This is a genomic window from Microcoleus sp. B9-D4, from assembly GCF_036705105.1.
Taxonomy (GTDB): Bacteria; Cyanobacteriota; Cyanobacteriia; order Cyanobacteriales; family Microcoleaceae; genus Microcoleus.
In genome coordinates, this window is the sequence record NZ_JAUBTS010000010.1 from 53,141 (window position 1) to 75,447 (window position 22,307).

20 protein-coding genes are annotated in these 22,307 nt (G+C 46.1%); 9 read left to right on the top strand and 11 right to left on the bottom strand.

The window, feature by feature from the left end; all coding sequences use genetic code 11:
• The first annotated feature begins 18 nt into the window (after positions 1–18).
• The 5 genes from QUB24_RS08650 to QUB24_RS08670 all read left to right on the top strand — a co-directional run bounded on the left by QUB24_RS08650 (position 19) and on the right by QUB24_RS08670 (position 5,741).
• A complete protein-coding gene (locus QUB24_RS08650) occupies positions 19–1,218 on the top strand; it encodes an HlyD family secretion protein (protein WP_445300392.1) in 1,200 nt (399 codons plus the stop codon).
• Positions 1,219–1,394: 176 nt separating this feature from the next.
• Entirely contained in the window at positions 1,395–2,405 is a 1,011-nt protein-coding gene (trpS, locus tag QUB24_RS08655) for a tryptophan--tRNA ligase (RefSeq protein ID WP_333152469.1), read from the top strand.
• Positions 2,406–2,529: 124 nt separating this feature from the next.
• Positions 2,530–3,420 carry a methylenetetrahydrofolate reductase gene (locus QUB24_RS08660; protein ID WP_333152471.1) on the top strand — a complete coding sequence of 297 codons (891 nt, stop codon included), beginning with the start codon at positions 2,530–2,532 and terminating at the stop codon, positions 3,418–3,420.
• Between the two features lie 112 nt (positions 3,421–3,532).
• Entirely contained in the window at positions 3,533–4,129 is a 597-nt protein-coding gene (locus tag QUB24_RS08665) for a Uma2 family endonuclease (RefSeq protein WP_333152473.1), read from the top strand.
• Positions 4,122–5,741 (top strand): mucoidy inhibitor MuiA family protein, encoded by a 1,620-nt coding sequence (locus QUB24_RS08670; protein ID WP_333152475.1) that lies wholly within the window; start codon positions 4,122–4,124, stop codon positions 5,739–5,741. Before QUB24_RS08665 ends, QUB24_RS08670 begins: the two co-directional genes overlap by 8 nt.
• A 97-nt stretch (positions 5,742–5,838) precedes the next feature.
• On the opposite strand, the gene QUB24_RS08675 is transcribed toward QUB24_RS08670, so the two are convergent.
• From QUB24_RS08675 to ebsA, 6 genes are all read right to left on the bottom strand, one after another.
• A complete protein-coding gene (locus QUB24_RS08675; protein ID WP_333152477.1) occupies positions 5,839–6,804 on the bottom strand; it encodes an SGNH/GDSL hydrolase family protein in 966 nt (321 codons plus the stop codon).
• Between the two features lie 4 nt (positions 6,805–6,808).
• Entirely contained in the window at positions 6,809–7,300 is a 492-nt protein-coding gene (locus tag QUB24_RS08680; protein WP_333152478.1) for a YajQ family cyclic di-GMP-binding protein, read from the bottom strand.
• A 144-nt stretch (positions 7,301–7,444) separates the two neighbouring features.
• Entirely contained in the window at positions 7,445–7,861 is a 417-nt protein-coding gene (locus tag QUB24_RS08685) for an MAPEG family protein (protein ID WP_333152622.1), read from the bottom strand.
• Positions 7,862–7,876: 15 nt separating this feature from the next.
• Positions 7,877–8,380 (bottom strand): hypothetical protein, encoded by a 504-nt coding sequence (locus QUB24_RS08690; RefSeq protein WP_039887610.1) that lies wholly within the window; start codon positions 8,378–8,380, stop codon positions 7,877–7,879.
• Positions 8,381–8,658: 278 nt separating this feature from the next.
• Positions 8,659–9,756: a phosphotransacetylase family protein gene (locus tag QUB24_RS08695; protein ID WP_333152480.1), complete on the bottom strand. Its 1,098-nt coding sequence runs from the start codon at positions 9,754–9,756 to the stop codon at positions 8,659–8,661.
• A gap of 1,257 nt (positions 9,757–11,013) precedes the next feature.
• Positions 11,014–11,388 (bottom strand): type IV pilus biogenesis protein EbsA, encoded by a 375-nt coding sequence (gene ebsA / locus QUB24_RS08700; protein WP_006634686.1) that lies wholly within the window; start codon positions 11,386–11,388, stop codon positions 11,014–11,016.
• 246 nt (positions 11,389–11,634) lie between these two features.
• Here ebsA and QUB24_RS08705 point away from each other — a divergent pair, with 246 nt between their 5' ends.
• From QUB24_RS08705 to QUB24_RS08715, 3 genes are all read left to right on the top strand, one after another.
• Complete coding sequence (locus QUB24_RS08705) at positions 11,635–13,152, top strand: glycosyltransferase family 2 protein (RefSeq protein ID WP_333152482.1); 1,518 nt, start codon at positions 11,635–11,637, stop codon at positions 13,150–13,152.
• A gap of 336 nt (positions 13,153–13,488) precedes the next feature.
• Positions 13,489–14,718, top strand: coding sequence for a succinate--CoA ligase subunit beta (locus tag QUB24_RS08710; protein ID WP_333152485.1), 1,230 nt, complete (start codon positions 13,489–13,491; stop codon positions 14,716–14,718).
• A gap of 85 nt (positions 14,719–14,803) precedes the next feature.
• Positions 14,804–15,700, top strand: coding sequence for a CoA-binding protein (locus tag QUB24_RS08715; protein ID WP_333152487.1), 897 nt, complete (start codon positions 14,804–14,806; stop codon positions 15,698–15,700).
• A 251-nt stretch (positions 15,701–15,951) separates the two neighbouring features.
• Here QUB24_RS08715 and QUB24_RS08720 read toward each other — a convergent pair whose 3' ends face one another.
• Positions 15,952–16,653 carry an alpha/beta hydrolase gene (locus QUB24_RS08720; RefSeq protein ID WP_333152490.1) on the bottom strand — a complete coding sequence of 234 codons (702 nt, stop codon included), beginning with the start codon at positions 16,651–16,653 and terminating at the stop codon, positions 15,952–15,954.
• 456 nt (positions 16,654–17,109) lie between these two features.
• Here QUB24_RS08720 and hpsL point away from each other — a divergent pair, with 456 nt between their 5' ends.
• Positions 17,110–18,774, top strand: coding sequence for a hormogonium polysaccharide biosynthesis protein HpsL (gene hpsL / locus QUB24_RS08725; protein WP_333152492.1), 1,665 nt, complete (start codon positions 17,110–17,112; stop codon positions 18,772–18,774).
• A 141-nt stretch (positions 18,775–18,915) separates the two neighbouring features.
• Here the strand turns inward: hpsL and QUB24_RS08730 are convergent, their stop codons facing one another.
• The 4 genes from QUB24_RS08730 to QUB24_RS08745 form a co-directional block, all read right to left on the bottom strand.
• Entirely contained in the window at positions 18,916–20,292 is a 1,377-nt protein-coding gene (locus QUB24_RS08730; protein ID WP_333152494.1) for a hypothetical protein, read from the bottom strand.
• A gap of 68 nt (positions 20,293–20,360) precedes the next feature.
• The gene (locus tag QUB24_RS08735; protein WP_333152496.1) at positions 20,361–20,807 is read right to left on the bottom strand and encodes a hypothetical protein; all 447 of its coding nucleotides are present in this window, start codon (positions 20,805–20,807) and stop codon (positions 20,361–20,363) included.
• Positions 20,804–21,676 carry a ParA family protein gene (locus tag QUB24_RS08740; protein WP_333029965.1) on the bottom strand — a complete coding sequence of 291 codons (873 nt, stop codon included), beginning with the start codon at positions 21,674–21,676 and terminating at the stop codon, positions 20,804–20,806. The genes QUB24_RS08735 and QUB24_RS08740 overlap by 4 nt, the downstream gene beginning before the upstream one ends.
• Positions 21,677–22,090: 414 nt before the next feature.
• Complete coding sequence (locus QUB24_RS08745; protein WP_333152498.1) at positions 22,091–22,306, bottom strand: hypothetical protein; 216 nt, start codon at positions 22,304–22,306, stop codon at positions 22,091–22,093.
• Position 22,307 lies beyond the last annotated feature (1 nt).

Here is a 22,307-nt window from a genome sequence, read left to right on the forward strand (position 1 = left end):
GGAAAGATGATCGTAAAAGTGACAAAACAAATCAGCGATCTCTCCCTCCTCCCCAACTCAAAACTCAAAACTCCAAACTATTCCCCTCTCCCCCTTGCCACCATGTCTCTCACTCCCGAAGCCACACCCGCTGAAACCTTTGATAACGACCAGTTTTTGCCCCCTGTCAGCCGCTGGACGACTTTGGGGGGCATTTTGATGGTGGCGACCTTTGGCGGGGCGATCGCCCTCGCTAGCGTCACCAAATACAGCGCTACAGTCAAAGCAGACGCGATCGTCCGTCCAGCCGGAGAAGTGCGCGTCGTGCAAGCAGCAACCGAAGGAACCGTCGAAAGCATTGCTGTCAGCGAGAATCAGACAGTAAAAGAAGGAGATGCGATCGCAGTTGTAGACGCTTCGCGTTTGGGCGCTCAAAAAAAACAGTTACAAGAAATAATTAATCAGTCTCAAACAGCAGCACAGCAAATCAACCAGCAACTGCGCGACTTAGAAAATCAAATTTTGGCCAGCGCCCAATTTAAAAGCATCCAAAGTGAAAGTTCCGCCCAACAGGAATTAATCGAATCCGCTTTAGTAAAATTCGCCACATCGCTGCCAGATGTCGCCGAGAGACTGGGCCGAAGTCGGCGGGTTTTGCTCGTCAAGCAATCGTCCATTCAACAACAATTAATTCAAGCTAAAAAAGAACTAAATCAAATTGAGTTAAAACTCGAAAATAGCGTGATCCGCACGCCCACGGATGGTACAATTCTCAGATTGGAAGTACGAAATACTGGTCAAACCGTACAAGCCGGCAGCGCGATCGCCCAAATCGTCCCCAGCGACGTACCCCTGGTAGTCAAAGCCAAGGTGACATCCCAAGACATCGCCCGCATCCAAATCGGCCAACCCGTACAGATCAGGATTTCGGCTTTGCCTTTCCCCGATTACGGCACATTAAAAGGAACTGTCAGCGAAATCGCCCCAGATGCGATCGCCCCTCAAAATCCCACTAATAATTTAGGTACAGCTTATTACGAAGTGGCAATTAAACCCGAACAAACTTATTTAACGAAACTCAAATCCGCCAACGGCAAATTCTTCGGAAATCCCCAAGCTAACGTCCCCCGCCAGTATTCGATTCAATCGGGAATGGAAGGCAGAGCCGATATTATTACCGGCGAAGAAACTGTTCTGACATTTGTTTTGCGGAAAGCAAGGTTGCTGACAGATTGGTAATTAGTCAGTTGTGAGTTGTCAGTTGTTAGTTGTCAGCAGTCAACAGTCAACAGTCAGTAGTCAACAGTCAGCAGTCAACAGTCAGCAGTCAACAGTCAACCGCCAGAAAATTAGAGGCGCTGAAATTGAAATAACGTGTCAATATAGAAATGTGAATTCAATTCTATTCTTTCCTCATGGGCAAACAGCGCGTTCTTTCTGGAGTTCAGCCAACCGGCAATCTTCACCTCGGCAATTATCTCGGTGCCATTCGCAACTGGGTAGAAAATCAAAGTCAGTACGAAAATTACTTCTGCGTAGTCGATTTGCACGCAATTACCGCACCGCACAATCCAGCAACTCTAGCCTCCGACACTTACACGATCGCGGCACTGTATTTAGCTTGCGGCATCGATTTAGAATATTCTACTATTTTCGTGCAATCCCACGTCTCGGCGCACACAGAACTAGCATGGCTGCTCAACTGTATTACGCCGATTAACTGGCTCGAAGATATGATTCAGTTTAAAGAAAAAGCAGTTAAACAAGGTGAAAATGTCAACGCCGGTTTGCTAAATTATCCGGTGTTAATGGCAGCAGACATTTTACTTTACGATGCCGACAAAGTGCCAGTGGGAGAAGACCAAAAACAGCATTTGGAACTCACCCGCGATATTGTCATCAGATTAAATCACCAATTCGGCACACCCGAAAAGCCAGTATTGAAACTTCCCGAACCCTTAATTCGGACTGACGGTGCGAGGGTGATGAGTTTGACTGATGGCACGCGCAAAATGTCGAAATCTGACCCTTCCGAACAAAGTCGAATTAATTTATTGGATTCGCCAGATACGATCGCCAAAAAAATCAAGCGCTGCAAAACAGATGCCGTGCGGGGTTTGACTTTTGACGACCCCGATCGCCCCGAAGCTAGAAATTTGCTGACACTTTATCTCCTGCTTTCCGGCAAATCTAAGGAAGAAGTAGCCACAGAGTGTGAAAACATGGGTTGGGGAGATTTTAAACCCTTGCTGACAGAGACGACAATTAATGCCCTCAAACCAATTCAGGATAAATACAAGGAAATAATGGACGATCCGGGATATTTAGAGTCTGTACTACGTCGTGGAAGAGAACAAGCAGAAGCGATTGCTAACCAAACTCTAACTAAGGTTAAGACAGCTTTCGGTTATTCTTTACCTGTTTAGTTGTTAGTTGTTAGTTGTTATTGGTTACTGGTTAAGAATAACAACTGCCAACTGTCAACTAACAACTGTCAACTGTCAACTGTCAACTGTCAAATAACAAATAACCAATAACAGACAAATAATCATGAACCGTTTTCGCACAGCCTGCACCACCCCCGGAGAATTTATAATTACCGCCGAAGTTGCCCCACCAAAAGGCGGCGACATGACTCACACAATTCAAATGGCTGAACGCCTTAAAAATAGAGTTCACGCCATTAATATCACCGACGGGAGTCGCGCTGTGTTGCGAATGTGCCCCCTAGCAGTTTCGGCGATTTTAGTGCAGCACGGAATTGAGCCAATTTGTCAAGTTGCTTGTCGCGATCGCAATCAAATTGGCCTGCAAGCCGATCTCATGGGAGCCCACGCTTTAGGCATTCGCAATGTATTAGCACTTACAGGCGATCCCGTCAAAGCGGGCGACCATCCTAAAGCAAAAAGTGTATTCGACTTGGAATCAGTACGACTGTTACAAGTCATTCAAAAAATGAATGGTGGCAAAGACTGGAATGACAAACCTTTAACAGACGGATTTACCGATTTATTTGTAGGTGCTGCCGTCGATCCGCAATGCCCCAGTTGGTCGGGTTTGCAAAGTCGATTTGAGAAAAAAGTAGAGGCTGGAGCACAGTTTTTTCAGAGTCAATTAATTACAGATTTTGAAGTTTTGGATAAGTTTATGCACCACGTTGCTGCAGGCTGCAACAAGCCAGTTTTAGCAGGAATATTTTTGTTTAAATCAGCTAAAAATGCTGAATTCATTAAAAAATACGTGCCGGGAGTTCACATCCCACAAGAGACGATAGATCGTTTAGCAAAAGCTCCAGAACCCTTGCAGGAAGGCATAAAAATTGCTGCTGAACAAGTCAAGCTAGCGCGGCAGATTTGTCAAGGAGTTCACATGATGGCCGTCAAACGAGAAGATTTAATTCCTCAAATTTTGGATTTGGCAGGAATCGCGCCACTGAGCTAACATTAAACCGTAGGGGCTGGCTTTACAAATCATCAATCTCTAAAACTAATGATGTCGTAAACCCGCCCTCCCCGCGCCCTAAGCTACCATTTTGAACATCAATAGGACAGTCATGGTTCAAACTGTAGACAATCCAACAACTTCTCCCGCAGTCGAACAGCGTTTCACTTGTCGCGGTTTGACATGGCATCAATTCAAGGCAATTCAAGCTAGTTTTGAGGATGTCCCGGGAGTGCGGTTATTTTACTGTGAAGGAGTATTAGAAATTGTGGGAATTAGTAAACCTCATGAGGCGGTTCAATCCATAATTGCAGGATTGCTTTTGCTCTACTTTGAAGTAAAGGAAGTTGAGTTTTTTCCCAGTGGCAGTTATAGCCAGATAATTGAAGGTGTTGTCGAATATCAGTCAGATTTGTCTTATTGTTGCGGGACAGATAAGGATGTTCCTGACTTGTGCATTGAGGTGGTGATTACTAGCGGCAGTCCGATTAAACTTCAGAAATATCGGCTGATGGGTGTGCCTGAAGTATGGTTTTGGGAAGACGGAACGCTGCAACTTTACCGCTTCCGAGAGCAGGGTTATGAGCCGATTGCTAGCAGCGAATTGCTGCCAGAATTAGACTTATCTTTGTTGAAGCGTTGCATTTTATTTGCGTCGCCATTGGAAGCACTAAAAGAGTTTCGTAAAGGCATTAGTAGCAATGACTGATTCGTATTTACTCAATCAGGATAATATCAAAACACTGGATACTCGCATCTGTGAAGTTATAGTTTACACTGATCGCGCTTTGGTGACGCGGCGCGGTACAGTCGCTTTGACGGGAAACGAGCGAGAATTGGCGATCGTATCTCTCCCCGCAACCCTGGAACCAGAGTCAGTCAGGGCTACGGGTGCGGGTACAGTTGCTGTGCGATTGCTGGGAGTACGCAGCGAAAGAGTGTTTAGCAGAGAACCTGTAGCGGATGGCATCGCCGAATTAACCCAACAGATCCAAGAATTAGAAACCCAAAAACGGGTAATAAAAGACAAGTTAGTTGCCCGAAGAATTCAACTCAAATTTGTCGAAGATTTAAGCGAAAAAAGCGTCCGTTTCTTTTCCAGCAGCATCGCCAAACAGCAGGTAGGTTTAAACGAAACTGGCGAATTGCTCAACTTTTTAGGAACCAATTACCTAAAATATGTAAGTGCGATCGCCCAACATGAAAGACAACAGCACGAATTAGAGAATCAAATACAAGCTTTACAGCAGAAGTTACAACAAGTAAGGACTCCCCATTCCCAGCAAAGTTTTAAAATCATTGTCGCCATAGAACCAAGCGGCACCGGCAACTTTGATCTCGAACTTTCCTATGTAGTAAAGCGAGCATCTTGGACTCCCCTTTACGACTTGCGAGTCAATACCACCAACAACCAAATTAATCTCCATTACTTAGCCGATGTCAAACAAAATACAGGCGAAGATTGGACAGGAGTAGCGCTGACATTATCTACAGCCAAACCCGGATTGGGAAGTCTCCCACCACAACTAAAGCCTTGGTATATTGAGATATTCGAGTTAAAGGAACCCGCTGGCCGGGGTTCATCAGAGGATGATTTCTTCGACCTAGAAGAGATCCTAGAAGAAGGTTATGCAGGCAATTCATTCCGCGGTGGAGGACGGCGCATAGAAGCTGAAATAGCAACAGCTCAAGTATCCAGAGAAGGCGGCACAGTCTCATTTCAAATAGGCGGAAATACCACGATTCCCAGCGACAGTTCGAGGCAAAAAGTGACTATTTTTAGCGATAATTATCCCTTTCAACCTGAATATATTGCAGTTCCGCGATTAGTCAGTTTTGCCTATTTGCAAGCAGTTGTTGTCAATCCGCTGACAGGTGCTACTCTGCTTCCTGGTAAAGCAAATATCTTTCGCGACAACACTTTTGTCGGTACTGTGCAGTTAGAAAATGTTTCCCCCGGCCAAGAATATAAACTGAATTTAGGAATAGATGAAGGGTTAAAAATAGAGCGACAATTAGTGGAAAGACAAGTAGATAAAAAACTGATCGGCAATCAGCGGCGCACGAGTTACGCCTATCGTTTGAGTGCGACTAACCTGCGGCAGGTGCAGGTACACCTGACACTACAAGAGCAATTGCCAGTCAGCCGGAATGAACAAATTAAAGTGCGATCGACTCTCACTAATCCGAAGATAGTAGCAGGTGAAATGGGACTGCTAGAATGGATAATGTCTCTGCCGCCGCAAGCAAAGCAAGAGTTATATTACCAGTTTGTTGTCGAACATCCTCCCGACTTAACAGTGACGGGTTTAGATATTTAATACCAATCAGTTGTCAGTTGTCAGTTGCCAGTTCTCAGGAATTACATCTTCCTTCTTCCGACCGACATCTTCCTTCTTCCTTCGGCTATAAAGCAGCTTATTTCTTCCCGCCACACGCCACCAATTTTTTCTCTATACACAACTGTTGAAACAGTAAATCTGCTATTGATTCATAAGCTGGGGCTGTGGGGTGTACGCCATCCCGAAAATAACTTTCTACCCTCGTTTTCGGCAATTTTGACCAGGCTGCATGAGTGTCTATGACTGGAATTTTTAAAGCTTTTAGCCGATCGACAAACTCGGATTTAAACTTCGGCTGAGTCGGTACGGGCAGTAAATCCGCTCGATCGCAAGTATACAACACAAACAACGGAATATTCTTAGCTCGCACCACAGCAACTATTTGCTCAAATCGCTGCATATTTTCCCTAAACTGTTGTGATTCCGACACCGGCACTCCCGCCGCCGGAGAATTCGATACAAAAATACTTGACAATTCGGGCATAACGTGTCTTTGAAACACTTCTTGAATTGCCAATAATGGTTTGCGATTCGGCATCAGCGGGTCATTTCCCACCCCCGCGCTGCTGCTTGGATATTGTAGCAAATCGTGAGTACCAATTTGCAAAATCACAGCATCGCTTTCAAAAGTGCCAAACTTGCGAATATATCCCAATTGATTGCCAATTCCCCAAGAACCTGCAGAAGCATTCAGCACCTCAACTTGCTTTTTTATGCCCAACAAACGCGCTTCAAACAATTCTGAAATAGTTTCTTTCTGATCGGTGGTATTATTACCGTTGAGAACAGAATCTCCTATCATCAAAATTCTGAGAGTACCTTCAGGCTTTGCTGAATCGATTTGTTCAGAACGCTGAGAAAATTGATTGTACTCAACTCTATTGCCAAAGCGATATACAAGTTGATTTGGTGCAAATATATAGCCCGCATTAGCATCAGCTTGCAGCAAGGCAGGATTTCCGAATCCGAGCAAGCGCAAGGCAAGTTCTATCGCACTCAAAGATGCGATCGCACCACCGGCAATCCAATACTTAGCTTTCAATAATTTACCTGTAATTGGTAAACTGCAAAGCCACGGGATAGTCTTCTTGCTTCAAGCGTTGAATCACCAACTGCAAATCATCCTTATCCTTAGCAGACACCCGCACTGCATCTCCTTGAATCGAGCCTTGAATCTTTTTAAACTCATCTCGAATTAATTTAGTGATTTTCTTGGCAATTTCCTGGTCAATCCCTTTTTTCAGTTTGATTTCTTGGCGTACTCTAGTACCACTAGCAGCTTCAATTTTCCCATAATCAAAAATTTTCAGAGACAAATTGCGCTTGGCGGCTTTAGTTTGCAAAACAGTGTGAATCGCGTCGAGAGTAAATTCACTGTCGGTATTGACAGTAATTGCTTCCGCGCCCAATTCTACAGTGGTTTTGGTATCTTTCAAATCGTAACGGCTTTGAATTTCTCGCGTTGTTTGGTCAACAGCATTGACTAATTCTTGCCGATCGAACTCGCTGACAATATCAAAGGAATAACTAGCAGCCATAAATTAGTAATTGGTAATGGGGCAAACAGGCCAAACAGGGCAAACAGGACATTGGGCATTGGGCATTGGCCAAACAGGGCATTGGGCATTAACAACTAACCAATAACCAATAACCAATAACCAATAACCAATGACTACTGAAAATTAGCCGTTAACAGCCATTAAACTGAAATAGAATAAAGAAACAGTGCAAGAAGAACTAATCGCAAACATGAGCGATCGCCCCAGCGGCACATTCAGAATATAGAAAACCGAAAACAACAACCGGGCGATCGTAAAAGCGATCGCAGCCCAGCCCGCCGCCTCCGAATCTACCCCCGTCACAAAAGCCATCAAAGCCGCCGCTGAAAACAGCATAAACGTCTCAAACGAATTTTGGTGAGCCCAAGTTGCTCGCTGAGCGTAATCCGGCAACTTATCAAACATAGCGCGGGGGGCTGCTTGGTCATAGCCTAGCTGCAAGCGGGCGAACGCAACCACCAAAAACGGTGCGTAAACCAGCGCAGCAGCAGCAGCAATACAATCAAGCAGAATAACCGACACAGGTAATCCCAACAGCATCATCCGCCTCGCAGTTCAATCAAAATAGAACAGAGTAACTACCTTGCGCTGTTCCTCCGCATCCTGGCAAGTTTTCAGCAAAGTGTGGCTTTCGTGAAAAGCAAAACAGATCAGTTGCTGACAGCGAGAAATAATCTCCTGATTGCACATGGCGCTTGCTTCCGGGAGAGACAAGCTATCATTTTTGGGATTTTCTACCAAATGTATCACTTGTTCGAGTTGGTCGCGAGACTCCCGAGGCTGGCGACTCATGCTTTGTGGCAAAATCACCGTCAGCAGATTAGGATCTGCTCGCATTGCCCCCCGAATTGCGGCTGAATTGGTGCCTGTAGCGCCAGAAGTGATGAGCTGATTGCCTCCCAGAACTATGGCGTAGCTCAGCATCTCAATTAGCTGCTGGTGGGTAATAGGAACGTGGCGAGAACCCAAAAGAGCAATCCGCTTGGAGCTGGTTTGCTGGATCGCCGCAAGTTCTTGTAAAAAATCATCTACTCTGGGTAGCTCAATTGATTGACTCAAAGAATTTATTAAATTAAATAAAACTACGTTGTGGATTTTAGCAGACTCACTAGCCATTGCCGCCAAAAAGAAGTTAAGAATTGCTGATTGACGGGCTCAGACTAGAGGATATGGAGATTTGAGTTCGCCTGAAGGCAGAATGTCTCAAGACATTCGGCAGCCGGAGCTCAAGGTAGAATTCAAGAAAAATTGAGAATTTAAGAATTTTACCTTTTTATTTATTTAAACAAAAAGTTCTCTCTGCCGAATACCTTCTTCCCTCAGCTCCGGCTCTCTTCTTAATGGACTCGATCGCTCAGGCCCAAGGATGCCATCATGCCATCAAGGTCAAAATGTTCTGCCATTAGCTGAGTAACGCATTCCACCTTGATCGGTTCGTGCAGGCGCACGCTGCCAAAGGTGCTGTCGATAATTTCTACCGTGGTTAAGGTATCCAAATCAACAGACAAAACCGGAATTTCCATTTCTTCTGCCCTGCCAATCACCAGGGGAGAAGGAGGCAAGTGGCCTGTCAAAATTAAGCACTGAGTCGAGCTCTCCAGAGCAGCTAGCTGAATGTCCGTGCGATCGCCCCCTGTCACCACCGCCATATTTCTCGCTTTGCGGAAATACTTCAGAGCAGAACTAACATTCATCGCGCCAATTGTCAAGGTTTCCACCATCAAGTCCAAACGGTCTCGACGGCACAGCACATCAGCTTTCAATTGGTGCACCAATTCTTTGACGCTGACACTTCGCAGCAAAGCACTTCTCGGCAGCATTCCCAAAACTGGAATACCCGCAGCCTCCAGAAAAGGCCGCACAGTCGCCGTTACCGATTCGAGTTTGTCCGAGGGAACGTCATTGAGTACCACGCCCAGCAACCGCGAACCCAAACGCTGTTTAGCCGACAGCAAATCGTCTACATACAGATCGATCGGGCGGGCTACCAACAACACAGAGGCATCAACTGTCTCAGCGATTTGAGCCAAAGACAAGTCAAACAGACTGCCTTCCTCCAAATTAGCTGGGCCTTCTAACAGCGCCAAGTCTCCGCTGGGAGCTTGCAAATATTGCGCTAAAGACTGGCGGTAATCTGTCTTGTCTTCTCCCCGCAAACGCTTGTGAACCGTCTCTTCATCCAAATACAGCAGTGTTGACGGCATCTGACTTTCTGAGAGCTTCAGCGTCTCTACCGCGAACCGCACGTCTTCGTCCTCTATCCCAGCTCCTGGCGAGCTGAAACAGGTTCCCAGAGGTTTGCCGTAGGCGACGGCCAGTCCTTTTCCCCGGAGTCCGAGTGCCATCCCTAGGGCGATGGCAGACTTGCCACTGTAAGCTTTTGTGGAACCGATCAGCAAATATTTAGTCAATTTGGGTACGCCTTCAATCCTCAATTTGCACCTGTCTATTTCAATAAATTTAGTTTTTTCTACAGTATTTCTGAACTGCGACTCAATTAGGCAATACTATTATACTCGATTTTGTCGCTTTTGGGCAGATTGTTTTTTGGCGAAAAATTTTTATTTACCTGTTCGCAACCATTTTCTTCCCATTCTTTTTACTTGATTTTGGCAAACCAGTTTTTAAATTGTTTGTTTTACCAGCAGTTTTTGATAATTATTTATCGCCCATGATTCCTTTAACAACAGATTTTAATTGTAATATTTTTAGGCATTGGGATTGCGTAGCTGAGATATCAACCTCGAATCTTATAGAGTAAAAATAACACGGTAAAAAGGGTTTGCCTTACCTTGAAAGCCTACTTATAGGGTTGAACATAGTTTTTTTAGTGGTTAAATAGAGGATTGTATAGGAAGAGAGTACGGTGCTTGCCTAAGCAGTTTTGCATATAATTAAAAATGGATAGGTTGTATGATTAGTTATTAATTATTAGTGCGATCGCCCGCGTTCAAACTGAGCGGTGGCACTGCAAGCAATAAGCTGCTGAGAATCGGGATTCTAGCTTCTCAACCCATAAATTATCTGGCGGCGTGGACGGGCATTTCGGCAGCCTAAAGGCTGATTGCGATGCTAGCCCGATCGCAGTTCAAGGGCTGTAGATTGAGTTTCCTTGGGCGGATCAACAGCGCTTTCCTCTCAGCTACAGAGTCGCAAAATTTGAACGAAATCGGACGGCGCGATTCGCCTCACGGCGATAGCTTCGCTCGCGCGTACTCGCACAGCACCTATGTCCGAAATAGGCTTTTGGGCTTGTTCCACAACAAAGTACAGTAGTTTTCAATTGGATGAAATACAGGTAGCGAAATCTGTATCACGCTCAACTGAAAACTGCGGTAGATTTACTTTAGGAATGGGGATAAGTGCTGACCCCCAAAGGGATTATTGAGAATGATCCAACAACTCACTTACTCTTTCCACTTCTCAAATAAAACAGGCGCACAAATCATGTAATGTTGCCGTCGTGGCTTTACACTATTGGTGCGTCAGTTATAGCGCCCGTCAATCGATTTTAGATTTGAGATTTTAGATTTGAGATTTTAGATTGAAGAAAGCAAGCCCACTGATAAATCCGGGGGCTGGCGATCGGGAGCGAGGAGCTTTTTTCTCGATCCACGAATCAATCCGGGGGCCCCGGATTAAATTGCTTGATTGTCAATTGCGGACTTTCGGGAGTGCGGCTGCGGTGAAAGTTATTCATCCATTCGCATCAGCTTGCGGTAAAACGTTTTAGAAAAATCGACGGTACGAGTTCGCTGAAAAGTCAGGAGAACCTCAATTAAGCAACTAACAAACTCAGAGCTTTGCATAGTCACTTCGTAGCTGAGTTCAGCATTGCCGTCAAACAACACCCGACAGCGGGTTAAATCGATCGGCAGCGACGAGATATTCCAACTAGCGACAAACGGCACGCTCTCCCCGCCGTCAATTTTTCTTGCCCCCTCCAAGCTTTTGAGCTTGTAAAGGCCAATAGCGTGCGGTAAAAACTTACGCCTGGGCTCTTGACAGAAAGGCGCGTAGACTTTCACTTCTTTGTCATCGGCTGGCTTGAGTTGAGGAATAGACATATTTCCACCTCAGACAATTATTACTAACAGATAGTTTAGATCCCCTGAAAAAACTAGCAGATATTCCAGGTCGATCGCAAGCAAAAGTCAAGCTAAATACTCTATGCAGTACCCGTTTACCAGGGCCGTACAAGCACCGAACCCGCTGGTTGTCCTCCCGTCCGCTTTCGACAAAAGCCCAGAAACTGATACAGTAGATGCTTATATCTAAAATCAAAAACTATTGGTGGTTGAATCAAGTAACCTATGCAGGAGAGTTCTTGGCCAGAAAACGACGCTCGCAGCGAGCTTAACTTGGACATCTCTGATTTAGCTCAAGAAGAGCTCAAGAGTTTGACCTCGAACTCGAAGCTCAGCAAAGTATTTGCTATACCAGACATTGGCGACAGGGTGTTTGACGCGGAAACAAAAGCAGAGCTCCCGGTTGCGGTGTCTGTGCCGGGAACTCCCTCTTTTCCTCAAAATCTGTACCGGGGAAGGCGCGGAAAAGCCGCCGCAGTGCTGACTGCGATTTGGGCCGGCACGATCGCCCTGCACTTGATTTCTTGGGGTGCGTGGGTAGTATGGGGGTTGACGGGACTGCTGTGGATGCAAGCATTTCGAGTTTTGTTTGCGGAACCCAAGCCCGCACTGCCACCTCTTGCCGATGAAAGTCGAGAGGATTGGCCTTACGTGTCGCTGCTGGTGGCAGCGAAAAATGAGGAAGCCGTGATTGCCAGATTCGTAGAATCCATCTGCAATGTAGATTATCCGATAGACCGCTACGAAGTTTGGGCGATCGACGATCACAGCAGCGACGCCACGCCGCTAGTATTGGAACAGCTAACCAAAAAGTACCCCCAGCTCAAAGTATTTCGCAGAGGAGCAAATGCCAGCGGTGGCAAGTCGGGAGCACTGAATCAAGTGTTACCGCTGACTCGCGGGGAATTTGTCGGAATATTTGACGCCGACGCGACGGTAACGCCAGACTTGCTGCGCCGGGTGCTGCCAGTGTTCGATGGAGAAAAGGTAGGCGCTGTGCAAGTCAGAAAAGCCATCGCCAATGCTTCGGTAAATTTTTGGACTCGTGGCCAAGAAGCAGAAATGGCTCTCGACAGTTTTTTCCAGCAGCAGCGGATTGCGATCGGCGGCATTGGAGAATTGCGCGGTAACGGCCAATTCATGCGTCGCACCGCCTTGGAAAGCTGCGGAGGCTGGAACGAGGAGACGATTACCGACGACCTGGATTTGACGGTGAGGCTGCACCTAGACCGCTGGGACATTGAATTTCTCGCTTTCCCAGCCGTGTCAGAAGAAGGAGTCACTAACGCTCGCGCTCTGTGGCATCAGCGCAATCGCTGGGCAGAAGGTGGCTATCAGCGTTATCTTGACTACTGGCGGCTAATTTTGCGGAACCGCATGGGAACTGGGAAAACTTGGGATTTATTTGGATTTTGGGTATCTCAATATTTCTTACCCACAGTAGCGCTACCCGACTTTGTGATGTCAATTGCGCTGCGCCGGATGCCGATCGCCAGTCCCATAACTTTTATGACCCTTACCTTGTCGGTGGTGGGAATGTTTGTCGGTTTGCGCCGCACTCGCAAAGAGACCAAATTTGACGTTAAAAGAGTTTTTCTCACCTTGCTGCAAACGCTGCGGGGTACTGTGTATATGTTCCACTGGCTGCTGGTAGGGACTGTGACGGCTCGGATTGCGGTACGGCCCAAGCGGCTCAAATGGGTCAAAACCGTCCATCAAGGCGCTGTTAATAGCATCAAGTAAACAATTCGCAGAAATATCTCGGCACAGTATCGCCGAACGTCCGAAGATTTTCTGAGACAAAAAAACACCAACGCTCGCCAAATATCTCCCCGCCAGAGCCGACAGTAAAATTTGGAAATTCCGAGAAAAAAACACTTTGAAACAGCTTAGGTAATAGGTAATCGGCGAGCGGTAATAGCGAATAAGTAATCGGCAATACAAAAGTCTAAAATTAAAAGATAAAAGCGAGAATTTTTAACTTTTAACTTGACAAAAAACCAATTACTATCTATTAATTATGAATTGCCAATTAGGACGAATTGCTTGTTGCCAACTACCCGTAACCCGTAATTGATAATGGATTTGTTAGAGTACCAAGCTAAATCTTTATTTCGCCAGATGGCAATTCCGATTTTGCCGTCGCAGCGGATTGACAATCCCGCCGACCTCAAAGGACTGAAAATTCCTTACCCCGTTGTACTCAAATCGCAAGTGCGGGCTGGGGGACGGGGCAGGGCGGGCGGTATCAAGTTTGTAGAAAATACGATCGATGCAGTAGCAGCCGCTCAAACAATTTTTAATTTGCCGATCGAGGAGGAATATCCCCAAGTCCTGCTGGCAGAAGCAAAGTACAACGCCGACCAAGAATTGTACTTAGCGGTACTCCTAGACCCCGTAGCGCGCCGCCCCGTGCTTCTGGGATCGAGACAAGGAGGTATGGATGTCGAAGGGTCGATCGAGCAAATGCAGCAAGTTGCCGTAGATCAAGAATTTTCCCCATTCTACGCGAGGCGTCTCGCGCTGAAAATGGGATTGCAGGGAGACTTGATTCAATCGGTGAGCACCATTGTCGAAAAAATGTATCGGCTGTTTGTCGAAAAAGATTTAGATCTAGTAGAAATCAATCCTCTCGGCATCAGTCCGACGGGAGAGGTAATGGCTTTAGACGGTAAAGTCACCGCCAACGACGATGCCTTGGGGCGACATCCAGATTTGGCCGCACTATCGGGGAAGAAGCAAAGCAGCGGGTTGGCACGGGAAAGAAGAAGTCCCCATGCCTCTGGCGATCGCTCCCATTCCCAGTCCAAGGTTCAGCAGTCGCCGGAGTTTGACCCCAAATCTAAATCTTCAATCTCGAATTCCGAATCCCTGCAATTAATCGAACTAGACGGGAATATCGCGATTTTGTGCAACGGAGTGGGCCTGACAATGGCAACTTTAGATGCTGTAACCCACCAAGGAGGAAAACCAGCTAATTTTGTGAATATTGGTTCCCTAGACCGCTACTATGCAGCAAATGCCCTGCGCGATCGCGTGGAGTTGGGTCTAGAGTTAGTCGCTCAGGATAAAAGCGTTAAGGTGATACTTGTAAATATTTTGGGCAGCGCCTCCAAGACCGAGGAAATAATCGCTGCAGTGGCCGGCTATTTGGAACGGAAAGCTCGCGCTAACCGCCACATCCAGGTTGTGCTGAGGCTGGTAGAGCTCGATGCTGATGCTGTTAAAAAGCGTTTGGGACAGTTGCCGGTGCAGCTAGCTAGCACTTTGGATGAGGCAGCGGCCGCTTCTGTATCCTCCGCCAAGTAGGGGCTGTCGATCGGCAAAAAACGAGATTTCTGTACAGACGAAGGCCTTCTGCTTTTTAAAGATCGAGTGTCAAGTGGGAAGAAAGATGAATTTAACTCCTGAAAGCAAAGTCCTAGTACAAGGCATTACAGAATCTCCCGCGTCCACCCGCGCCGCCCTGATGATGAAAGCATACGGCACGAATGTAGTCGCCGGTGTCAGTCCCGGTCGGGGGGGGCTGGAAGTGGAGGGAATTCCGATTTTTGATTTGGTAGAACAAGCAGTGGCGGCAGTGGGTCACGTTGACACTGCGGTAATTTTGGTAGATGCTTACTCGGTGCTGGATGCGGCTCTAGAAGCGATCGCCGGAGGAATTCGGCAAATCGCGATCGTCACTGGGGGAGTGCCTCCTCTGGATATGGTGCACTTAGTCAGAAAAGCAGAAGCCACCGAAACTTTGGTAATCGGGCCCAACAGTCCGGGGATTATTGTGCCCGATAAACTGCTGCTGGGAACTCACCCCAAGGAATTTTACACTCCGGGCCCGGTGGGAGTGATCAGCCGCAGCAGCACTTTGACTTACGAAGTTGCCCTAGAACTGACGGAGGCTGGGTTGGGACAGTCGATGGCGGTTTGTATTGGTTGCGACGCGATTGTCGGTTCTTCTTTTATGCAGTGGCTGCAAATTTTGGACGAAGACGACAGTACGGAAGCGATAGTTTTGGTGGGGGAAGTTGGCGGGTGGAGTGAACAAGCTGCAGCTTCTTACATCGCCTCGGCGATCGACAAACCCGTGGTTGCCTATCTAGCCGGCCGCTACGCTCCCAAGGGGCCGTCTTTGGGCCACGCCGGCATCCTGATCAGTTCTAGGGCTGCTGCCCAGAAAGCCTTTGGAGTTTCGGCCCCAAACAAAATGGCTGCCTTTGAAGACGCCGACATACCTGTGGCGGCTCGACCTTCAGAGATTCCTAAGTTGCTCAAAAAATTGCTCAAGAAAAATTGATTGCTTTGGGAGTTTTCACAAAAGTCCTAACCCTCTTGGGGGTTGGGATAAGGGTAGGGGCGGGGGCGGGTATGGTCTCATATCATTTCCGGTTACACCGGAATGATGGTTGACTGTTGACTGTTGACTGTTGACTGTTGACTGTTGACTCGATTTTATGATTCTGATGCAACCGGAAACGATATCAAAAGTGTCGGCAGAATGCCACAACAGCCCCTTCAACCCGCCTTTAGCACACATTTATGATTTTTTTACCAAAGCCCTCTGACCGGTGTCACAGGCTGCGGTGCGGGGGCTGGCAAGGGGGCGGCGCGGCGCGGCGCTGGAGGCGGAGTTGTGGGCTGCACGCTGGGGCGAGGTTTGATCGGACTTTCGGTGGGATTTGTTTCAGTTGTGCGAGTTGTCGATCGCGTCACATCTTGAAGCAGGCTTCGCAGAGTTCCGGCTATACTCTGAACTTTCCCAACAGCGGTGCGAAGGCTGGCAACATCTACGTAAACCTCGTTGAGAGGATACTTTTTCAGGATTTCTAGCAGTGATACCTTACCGTCATCCCCGGATGCCAGGATCACCGCTGCCCGCAAAGCTTTCCCGCTTTCTGTGCGGCGCTGAGTCCGAATTGCTTGACCGATGTCGTCAGTGATTTTTTCTCCTGGGGTGCTGTAAACTACCCTCGCCAGATTAGCAGGCTTTAAACCAATTTCTAAACCCATGAACCCCCGCAGCATTTGCGCGTCCATTTTGGAGAACCGGATAATTTGTTGGAGGGTTGGCGTCGTCGTGCCGTTTTTAGCAAATTCTTCTAAGTCGCTGACATTGATGGCTTGTCTGATCGGGCCAAATGTGAGGACTACTTTTTCTGCCCCTAATGCTCTACTGCTGCTAGATAATATGCTCCCGCTTGCTCCTAAAACTAGGGCAATGCCGATCGATACAAATTTTGTTAATTTCATATTCACCGCTAGATTAAAATTATTTTTTCGAGATTTGTACATTTTTGTACATTATAGATGCAGCCGTTATATTCTACAAGGTCGCCAGTGTAATTTGTGCCCGCGTCACACCGACAATCTCGACCGAGACTTTTTCTCGATCTTGACTTTAAAAATAAGTTACCACATCTGCCAAAATCTGTTCGCTTCTATTCCTTCTGCCTTCTACCTTCTACATCTCCAGCCTTCTATATCAGAGTGTCTTCCGCCTTATACATAAGTGTCTTATAAAAATTATAGGAACTGCCCTGACGGGGAGGACTTTCTTAATAGCACAAACATAAGGACTCGATTGCTTCTTCTTTCTCTCTTAGGCAACTAAATCCCTCTTTCTTCTTCCCTCCTTCTTCCCTCCTTCTTCCTTCTTCCCTTCCTCTTCCTTCTTCCTTCTTCCTTCTTCCTTCTTGCTTCTGCTATATGTTGAAAACCAAGCGCAAATCCAAGAAATCCAAACACAAGCACAGCGAAAAAACAACAGCGCTAAGCAAAAAAGAAGTAGCTGCACAAAAACGCAAAATTTCAGAAAAGCGCAATGAAGTGGTGCAGGCGATCGCCATAAGCTGCTTAGTCAGCGTTGCTCTCAGCATTCCCCTGTTGTTCGTAGTCGGCCCTAAGATTGCTATTGCAGGAGGCGCAGCCGCAGCCATCTTGCTGCTTTCCTACAAATACCCCCGTCAAGCTTTGTGGACTTTTCTAATTTACCTGCCTTTCAGCGGTACAATTACCTACGCAATTGGCGGCGGGAATGCTGCATTTCAAGTAGCCAAAGATGCTTTCTACATACCAGCTCTCATCGCCCTAATTCAAAGCTGCAAAAAGAAACAGTTGCCCCTGTTCATTCCCAAACAAATGCTTTCTACCTTCAGCATCCTGTTGATGATGGCAATGCTGACTTTAATTTTTGTCAACGGGGAGATGCAGCTCAACCCTAGGGGCGGCGACAAACCAATTCTGCAAGGAATTCTCGGCTTAAAAGTATTGATAGGTTACATACCGCTGATTGCTTGTACCTATTATCTGCTCCGCACTAAGAAGGATTTGGTGTTTTTTAGTCGAATGCACATCGTTTTGGCGATCGTTTGCTGCCTTCTCGGTTTGATTCAGTACCTGTTGCTGCAAAGTGGAAAGTGTGCGGGAACCAGAGGAATGATCGGAGCAGAATTATATAAAGCAACGCTGGAAGCTAGATGTTTTGTCGGCGGTTCTTTAGTGTTCAGTCCAGAAGTCAAGTTTGTCCGCTTGCCGGGAACTTTTGTCGCGCCTTGGCAGTGGGCGTGGTTTTTAATTTCTAATGCTTTTTTAACCTTTGCCTCTGCCTTTTGCGATCCTTCATTCTGGTGGCGAGTTATCGGTTTATTTGGCATGGCATTAGTATTTGCCAATGCAGTTATTTCCGGTCAAAGAGCTGCTTTAGTTATGGTTCCCGTTGCTACAGCAATCCTGCTAGTTCTCACCGGTCAATTAGTTAATTTAAAACGATTTATTCCCGTCGGTGCCGGACTGGCGATTCTGCTGTTTGTCGGTGCAGCTATTAACCCGGGAATTGTCGAGCAGCGGTGGGAGAGTTTTGTTAGTCGCTGGAATGCTGCACCGCCCCAGCAGTTTCTCTTTAATCAGTTCGAGCAGAGCAACAATTTTATCATTGACAAACCTCTCGGTAGAGGTGTGGGACGAGCCACTAATTCAACGCGAATATTTGGTACCACGCAGCTAATTGAAACTTTCCAACCTAAGTTGATCTACGAACTCGGTTATCCGGGAATGATTAGTTTTCAGATGATGCTTTTACACTTAGCTTTTCTAACTTTTAGAGCTTACCGATCAGTCAAGGACAAAAGTTTGCGGAGTTACGGAGCTAGTTTTTGGGTGTTTGTTGGATTTATTACGATCAATACTCAATACTATCCGCTAGATGTAGATCCAGTGTCCGTGTATTATTGGGTTTTAGCGGGGGCGATTTTAAAGTTGCCCAAAATTGATAAACAGGTGCAGGATGAAAAGCACCAGGAAGTTGAGTCAAAGGAATTGCAAGTTCACCAGCCATTAAAGGAGAAAAAAATTATTGCGTCTTCCCCAATTTGAGAATAGTTTTGAGTGTTTAGTTTGGTGGATTGTTTCTTGTTAAGTAACCCGCTTTCGCTCCAAGGCGATGCAAAGATAGCCCGCCTTTCTGGGTTTATCTGTGCTAAAACCCACCCCGACAGCATATTTTGGCTCTTAACTTTACTGCGGTTGCCAAACCGGATTGCTAGCATTCAAATCCTTGTCATTTGTCAATTTAGTCAATGCCGAACCGTCGCGATTAATTACATACAAGTTGCTTTTGTCTCCTGGGATTTCATTATATATAAAAGCAATTTGCTTGCTGTCAGAAGACCAAGCTAATTCTGAAATCGCCGACGGTTTTAGCCTGGTAGCTAGTTGATTTAGCTGGTTCCCGTCAGCATTGATTGTGTAGAGTTTTTGATTGTTGAACTCTCCGGCGACGAAAGCAATAAATTTGCCATCGGGCGACCACGAAATTTCGTCGTATTTTCTGGGTTTTTGGGTGAGGTTCTTGGCTGTCCCCCGGTTAATGTCGAGCAGGTAGATATCTTGCTGTTCGCCTGATGAATCGCCGGGTTTATTATAATAGTAAGCAATGCTGCTGCTGTCGGGCGACCAAAAGATTTTGACGTTGTAAACCTCATTTTGCGGGTTGTTAGTCAAATTTTTGAGGTTTGTTCCATCGGCATTAATTGTGTAAATTTGCTGTTTCGGATAAGCACCGAACAGGAAAGCAATTTTTGTGCGATCGGGCGACCAAACAAGTTGACTGCTGCCAGATATATATTCGCCGGCACTTTTAGTTAGTTGGGTCATTCCCGAACCGTCGGCATTCATTTTGTAGATATTTTTATCCTTGACAAATGCTACCTGCTGACCGTCCGGCGCAAGGTAAAATTGTGATGAAATTTCTGTTTTAGGCGGCTCTCCTCCTACTTCCAATTCCCGAACTAATTTAGTTCCTTTAATGCCAGAATTGTTGCTTGTATAAAGTGATTGGCTACCGGGAGCATCAGAGGTAAAACCGTCGCAAGAACGGGCAAAAACAAGTTTCTGGCTGTTGGAAAACCAACCTATTGCAAAATTAGCTGCTTTGCAACCAGCCTCAGCAAACTGTTTAGTTAGTCGAGAACCGTCAGCATTGACTGTATAGATGTCGCTGTATCCGCCAACGAAAGCCAGTCGCTGGCCGTTGGGCGACCACACGAGGGGACTGTTAACATCTATATTAGGTGTAAGTTCGCGGCGACCGGAACTGGTAGCATTGAGGGCAAATAAACTGTTTCTGGGCTCGCTGCCCCGCATCTGGAGGGCGGTAAACGCTAGTATCCTTGGTTTTTGGGCTGCGGTTGGGGGAGGGCTGTGAAGGCTCAAAAACAAGCTGATTAAGAGTGTTAGGGAGATGAGGCCGATCGAACTTATCGACCATAATTTATGGAAGCTGAAAAGTTGCAGAATTTGCCACAAGCTTTTCAGGGGCGGCCAAGATGCCCAACCCCTACTCCCCACACTCAACTGAAAATCTTGTGGAACAGGCTTTTGTGGAACGGGCATCTTGCCTGTTCCATATCGCAGGGGGAAATGCAAGTTAAAACGCATTTTATCGATTTCTCTGCTAATTTTCAAAGTGTTTGTCGGTCTATATGCCGCGACAGCCTCAAACTCTGTTTAATTCTGCCAATAATTAGCTCAAACATTTTTTTGCGGGACGGATTCTTGCTGCTGGGCGGCATCCCTAACTCGCAACACATCAAGTTCAAGTCAGTTGCACTCATTGCCAACAACTTTTGCCTCACCTCTTCTTCATTACCATTCTTAGCTTGTAAACGCAGTTCTTCATAAACTTCTAGAACATTTCCCGCCGATATATTAACAGGTTTATTAACATCAGCACCCCTGGGAATATCCGAAGTTTTTGAGCCAGCAGACATCACTCCCCGCTTGACTTGAGTCTCAAGCCGGGTTAATTTTCGAGCAACGTCCCGCAAGATTTCCTTAAGTTCGCCAATTTCCTCAACTAACCCCCCGCTTTCTTGTTCGGAAGCAGCCAAACTTTCTTTTTTACTCATTTCAGATACTCCTCACACTCGCGCCAGAGTTTTTCAAATTCTCTAACTAATTCTCGCGGCAGTTCTCCCTCATTAATCGCCCGTTTTAGCCCGACGCTTTCCCGAATCGTCGATTCTAAAAATCTAACTTCTATGTTATTATCTTTGGATATCTCATCGCAAAGTCTCTTTACTTCTCTCATGTAAAACTGAACTTCATTTGTCAGCAATCCTCCATAGGTTTTAGCTTTATTCATAAAGACTGCTATCTTGGGAAACGGATAAGGCTCAATCCGTTTCTGAAGCGAGTTTAAAACTAAACTCAATCCCCTAGAACCAAAATAATCGGGATTGACGGGAATTAATATTAAGTCGCAGCAAGAGAGTACGCTGTAGGTGAGGAGACTGAAGGAAGGCGAACAGTCAAAAAGCATCAAGTCGTATTTGGGGAGATTGGCAGAGTTGGCGATTTTGCCGATGAATCGGCGGATGAAGTCTTTAACGCTTTTTCCCTCAAATCCATCGATATCCAACCAATACAATTCTTCAACTGAAGGGACAAAATGCAACTGTTCGTCAATCTGATAAATGGTGTCGAAACCAACGGGAAATTTAAAGTTCTGTCCGGCTTTTTTAAAGACTTCTAGAGCGTCATAAATTGTAAGTCTGTGCTTGAGAGATTTTTCGTACCACTTACCAAATTTGTCATCTAAATGACCTGTATTTTCGTTAAGTCCGATCGCCTCTGTGAGCGACATTTGCGGATCTAAGTCTAACATCAAGACTTCTAAGTCGGTTCCTTGGGATATAATATTTCCCAGACTCCAAGTGACGGTGGTCTTTCCGACACCGCCTTTGAAGTTGATTACGGCTATTGATTTTGGACTCATGGCTGGTTTTGTCTAGATTTTGCTCAAATATAAATTAAAACATATTGTGTGACTTAGTTCAGCGTGCGATCGCCCTGATGTTTGATAATTCCCATCCCGCTCCGGGACGGGGATTCTTGAAGAGTCCAAATGCGAACCTTCAAAATAGAATTTCTCATTTTTTGGTAAGATGCGAATTTCTCGGATTTTCTTGTAGTCTAAATTTGACGGCATTGGTAAATAGAATTCACTAACTCCAAACCATAATTCAACCTTGCCATGCCACGATAGTAAAGTTTTGCCATCAGCTCATATAGCAGCAGTTTGGTATAACGATATTATACCAAACCTGGTTTAAATACCCCGTTTACCTCTTAGTCTGCGGAGGCAGACTTCGTTTGTGTAGACGCGGTTTCAACCGCCGAATAATACAGGCTATTTTGATGACATTCGATAGCGCGTCCAAAAACAATACAATACAACCAAAACCAACCATCCCGACACACAGCAAAACCCAGGAAGCGCAACATCAATATTGGGTGAAGACTGGGCGTTAACTTCAATAAATTGATTAACGTAGGGTTGAACAAAATTGTCATAAGCATCTTCTAATGCTTCGCGTTGTTTGATTTTGTCTTTTTGGTCGTTCATA

Excerpts from the sequence above, each read along its gene's own strand:
- QUB24_RS08680 (WP_333152478.1), bottom strand. The coding sequence starts at position 7,300 with ATGGCTGCTAGTTATTCCTTTGATATTGTCAGCGAGTTCGATCGGCAA.
- hpsL (WP_333152492.1), top strand. The coding sequence starts at position 17,110 with ATGTTGAAAACCAAGCGCAAATCCAAGAAATCCAAACACAAGCACAGC.
- QUB24_RS08730 (WP_333152494.1), bottom strand. The coding sequence starts at position 20,292 with ATGCCCGTTCCACAAAAGCCTGTTCCACAAGATTTTCAGTTGAGTGTG.
- ebsA (WP_006634686.1), bottom strand. The coding sequence starts at position 11,388 with ATGTCTATTCCTCAACTCAAGCCAGCCGATGACAAAGAAGTGAAAGTC.
- QUB24_RS08715 (WP_333152487.1), top strand. The coding sequence starts at position 14,804 with ATGAATTTAACTCCTGAAAGCAAAGTCCTAGTACAAGGCATTACAGAA.
- QUB24_RS08705 (WP_333152482.1), top strand. The coding sequence starts at position 11,635 with ATGCAGGAGAGTTCTTGGCCAGAAAACGACGCTCGCAGCGAGCTTAAC.
- QUB24_RS08710 (WP_333152485.1), top strand. The coding sequence starts at position 13,489 with ATGGATTTGTTAGAGTACCAAGCTAAATCTTTATTTCGCCAGATGGCA.
- QUB24_RS08660 (WP_333152471.1), top strand. The coding sequence starts at position 2,530 with ATGAACCGTTTTCGCACAGCCTGCACCACCCCCGGAGAATTTATAATT.
- QUB24_RS08745 (WP_333152498.1), bottom strand. The coding sequence starts at position 22,306 with ATGAACGACCAAAAAGACAAAATCAAACAACGCGAAGCATTAGAAGAT.
- QUB24_RS08665 (WP_333152473.1), top strand. The coding sequence starts at position 3,533 with ATGGTTCAAACTGTAGACAATCCAACAACTTCTCCCGCAGTCGAACAG.
- QUB24_RS08735 (WP_333152496.1), bottom strand. The coding sequence starts at position 20,807 with ATGAGTAAAAAAGAAAGTTTGGCTGCTTCCGAACAAGAAAGCGGGGGG.
- QUB24_RS08720 (WP_333152490.1), bottom strand. The coding sequence starts at position 16,653 with ATGAAATTAACAAAATTTGTATCGATCGGCATTGCCCTAGTTTTAGGA.
- QUB24_RS08670 (WP_333152475.1), top strand. The coding sequence starts at position 4,122 with ATGACTGATTCGTATTTACTCAATCAGGATAATATCAAAACACTGGAT.
- trpS (WP_333152469.1), top strand. The coding sequence starts at position 1,395 with ATGGGCAAACAGCGCGTTCTTTCTGGAGTTCAGCCAACCGGCAATCTT.
- QUB24_RS08740 (WP_333029965.1), bottom strand. The coding sequence starts at position 21,676 with ATGAGTCCAAAATCAATAGCCGTAATCAACTTCAAAGGCGGTGTCGGA.
- QUB24_RS08685 (WP_333152622.1), bottom strand. The coding sequence starts at position 7,861 with ATGCTGTTGGGATTACCTGTGTCGGTTATTCTGCTTGATTGTATTGCT.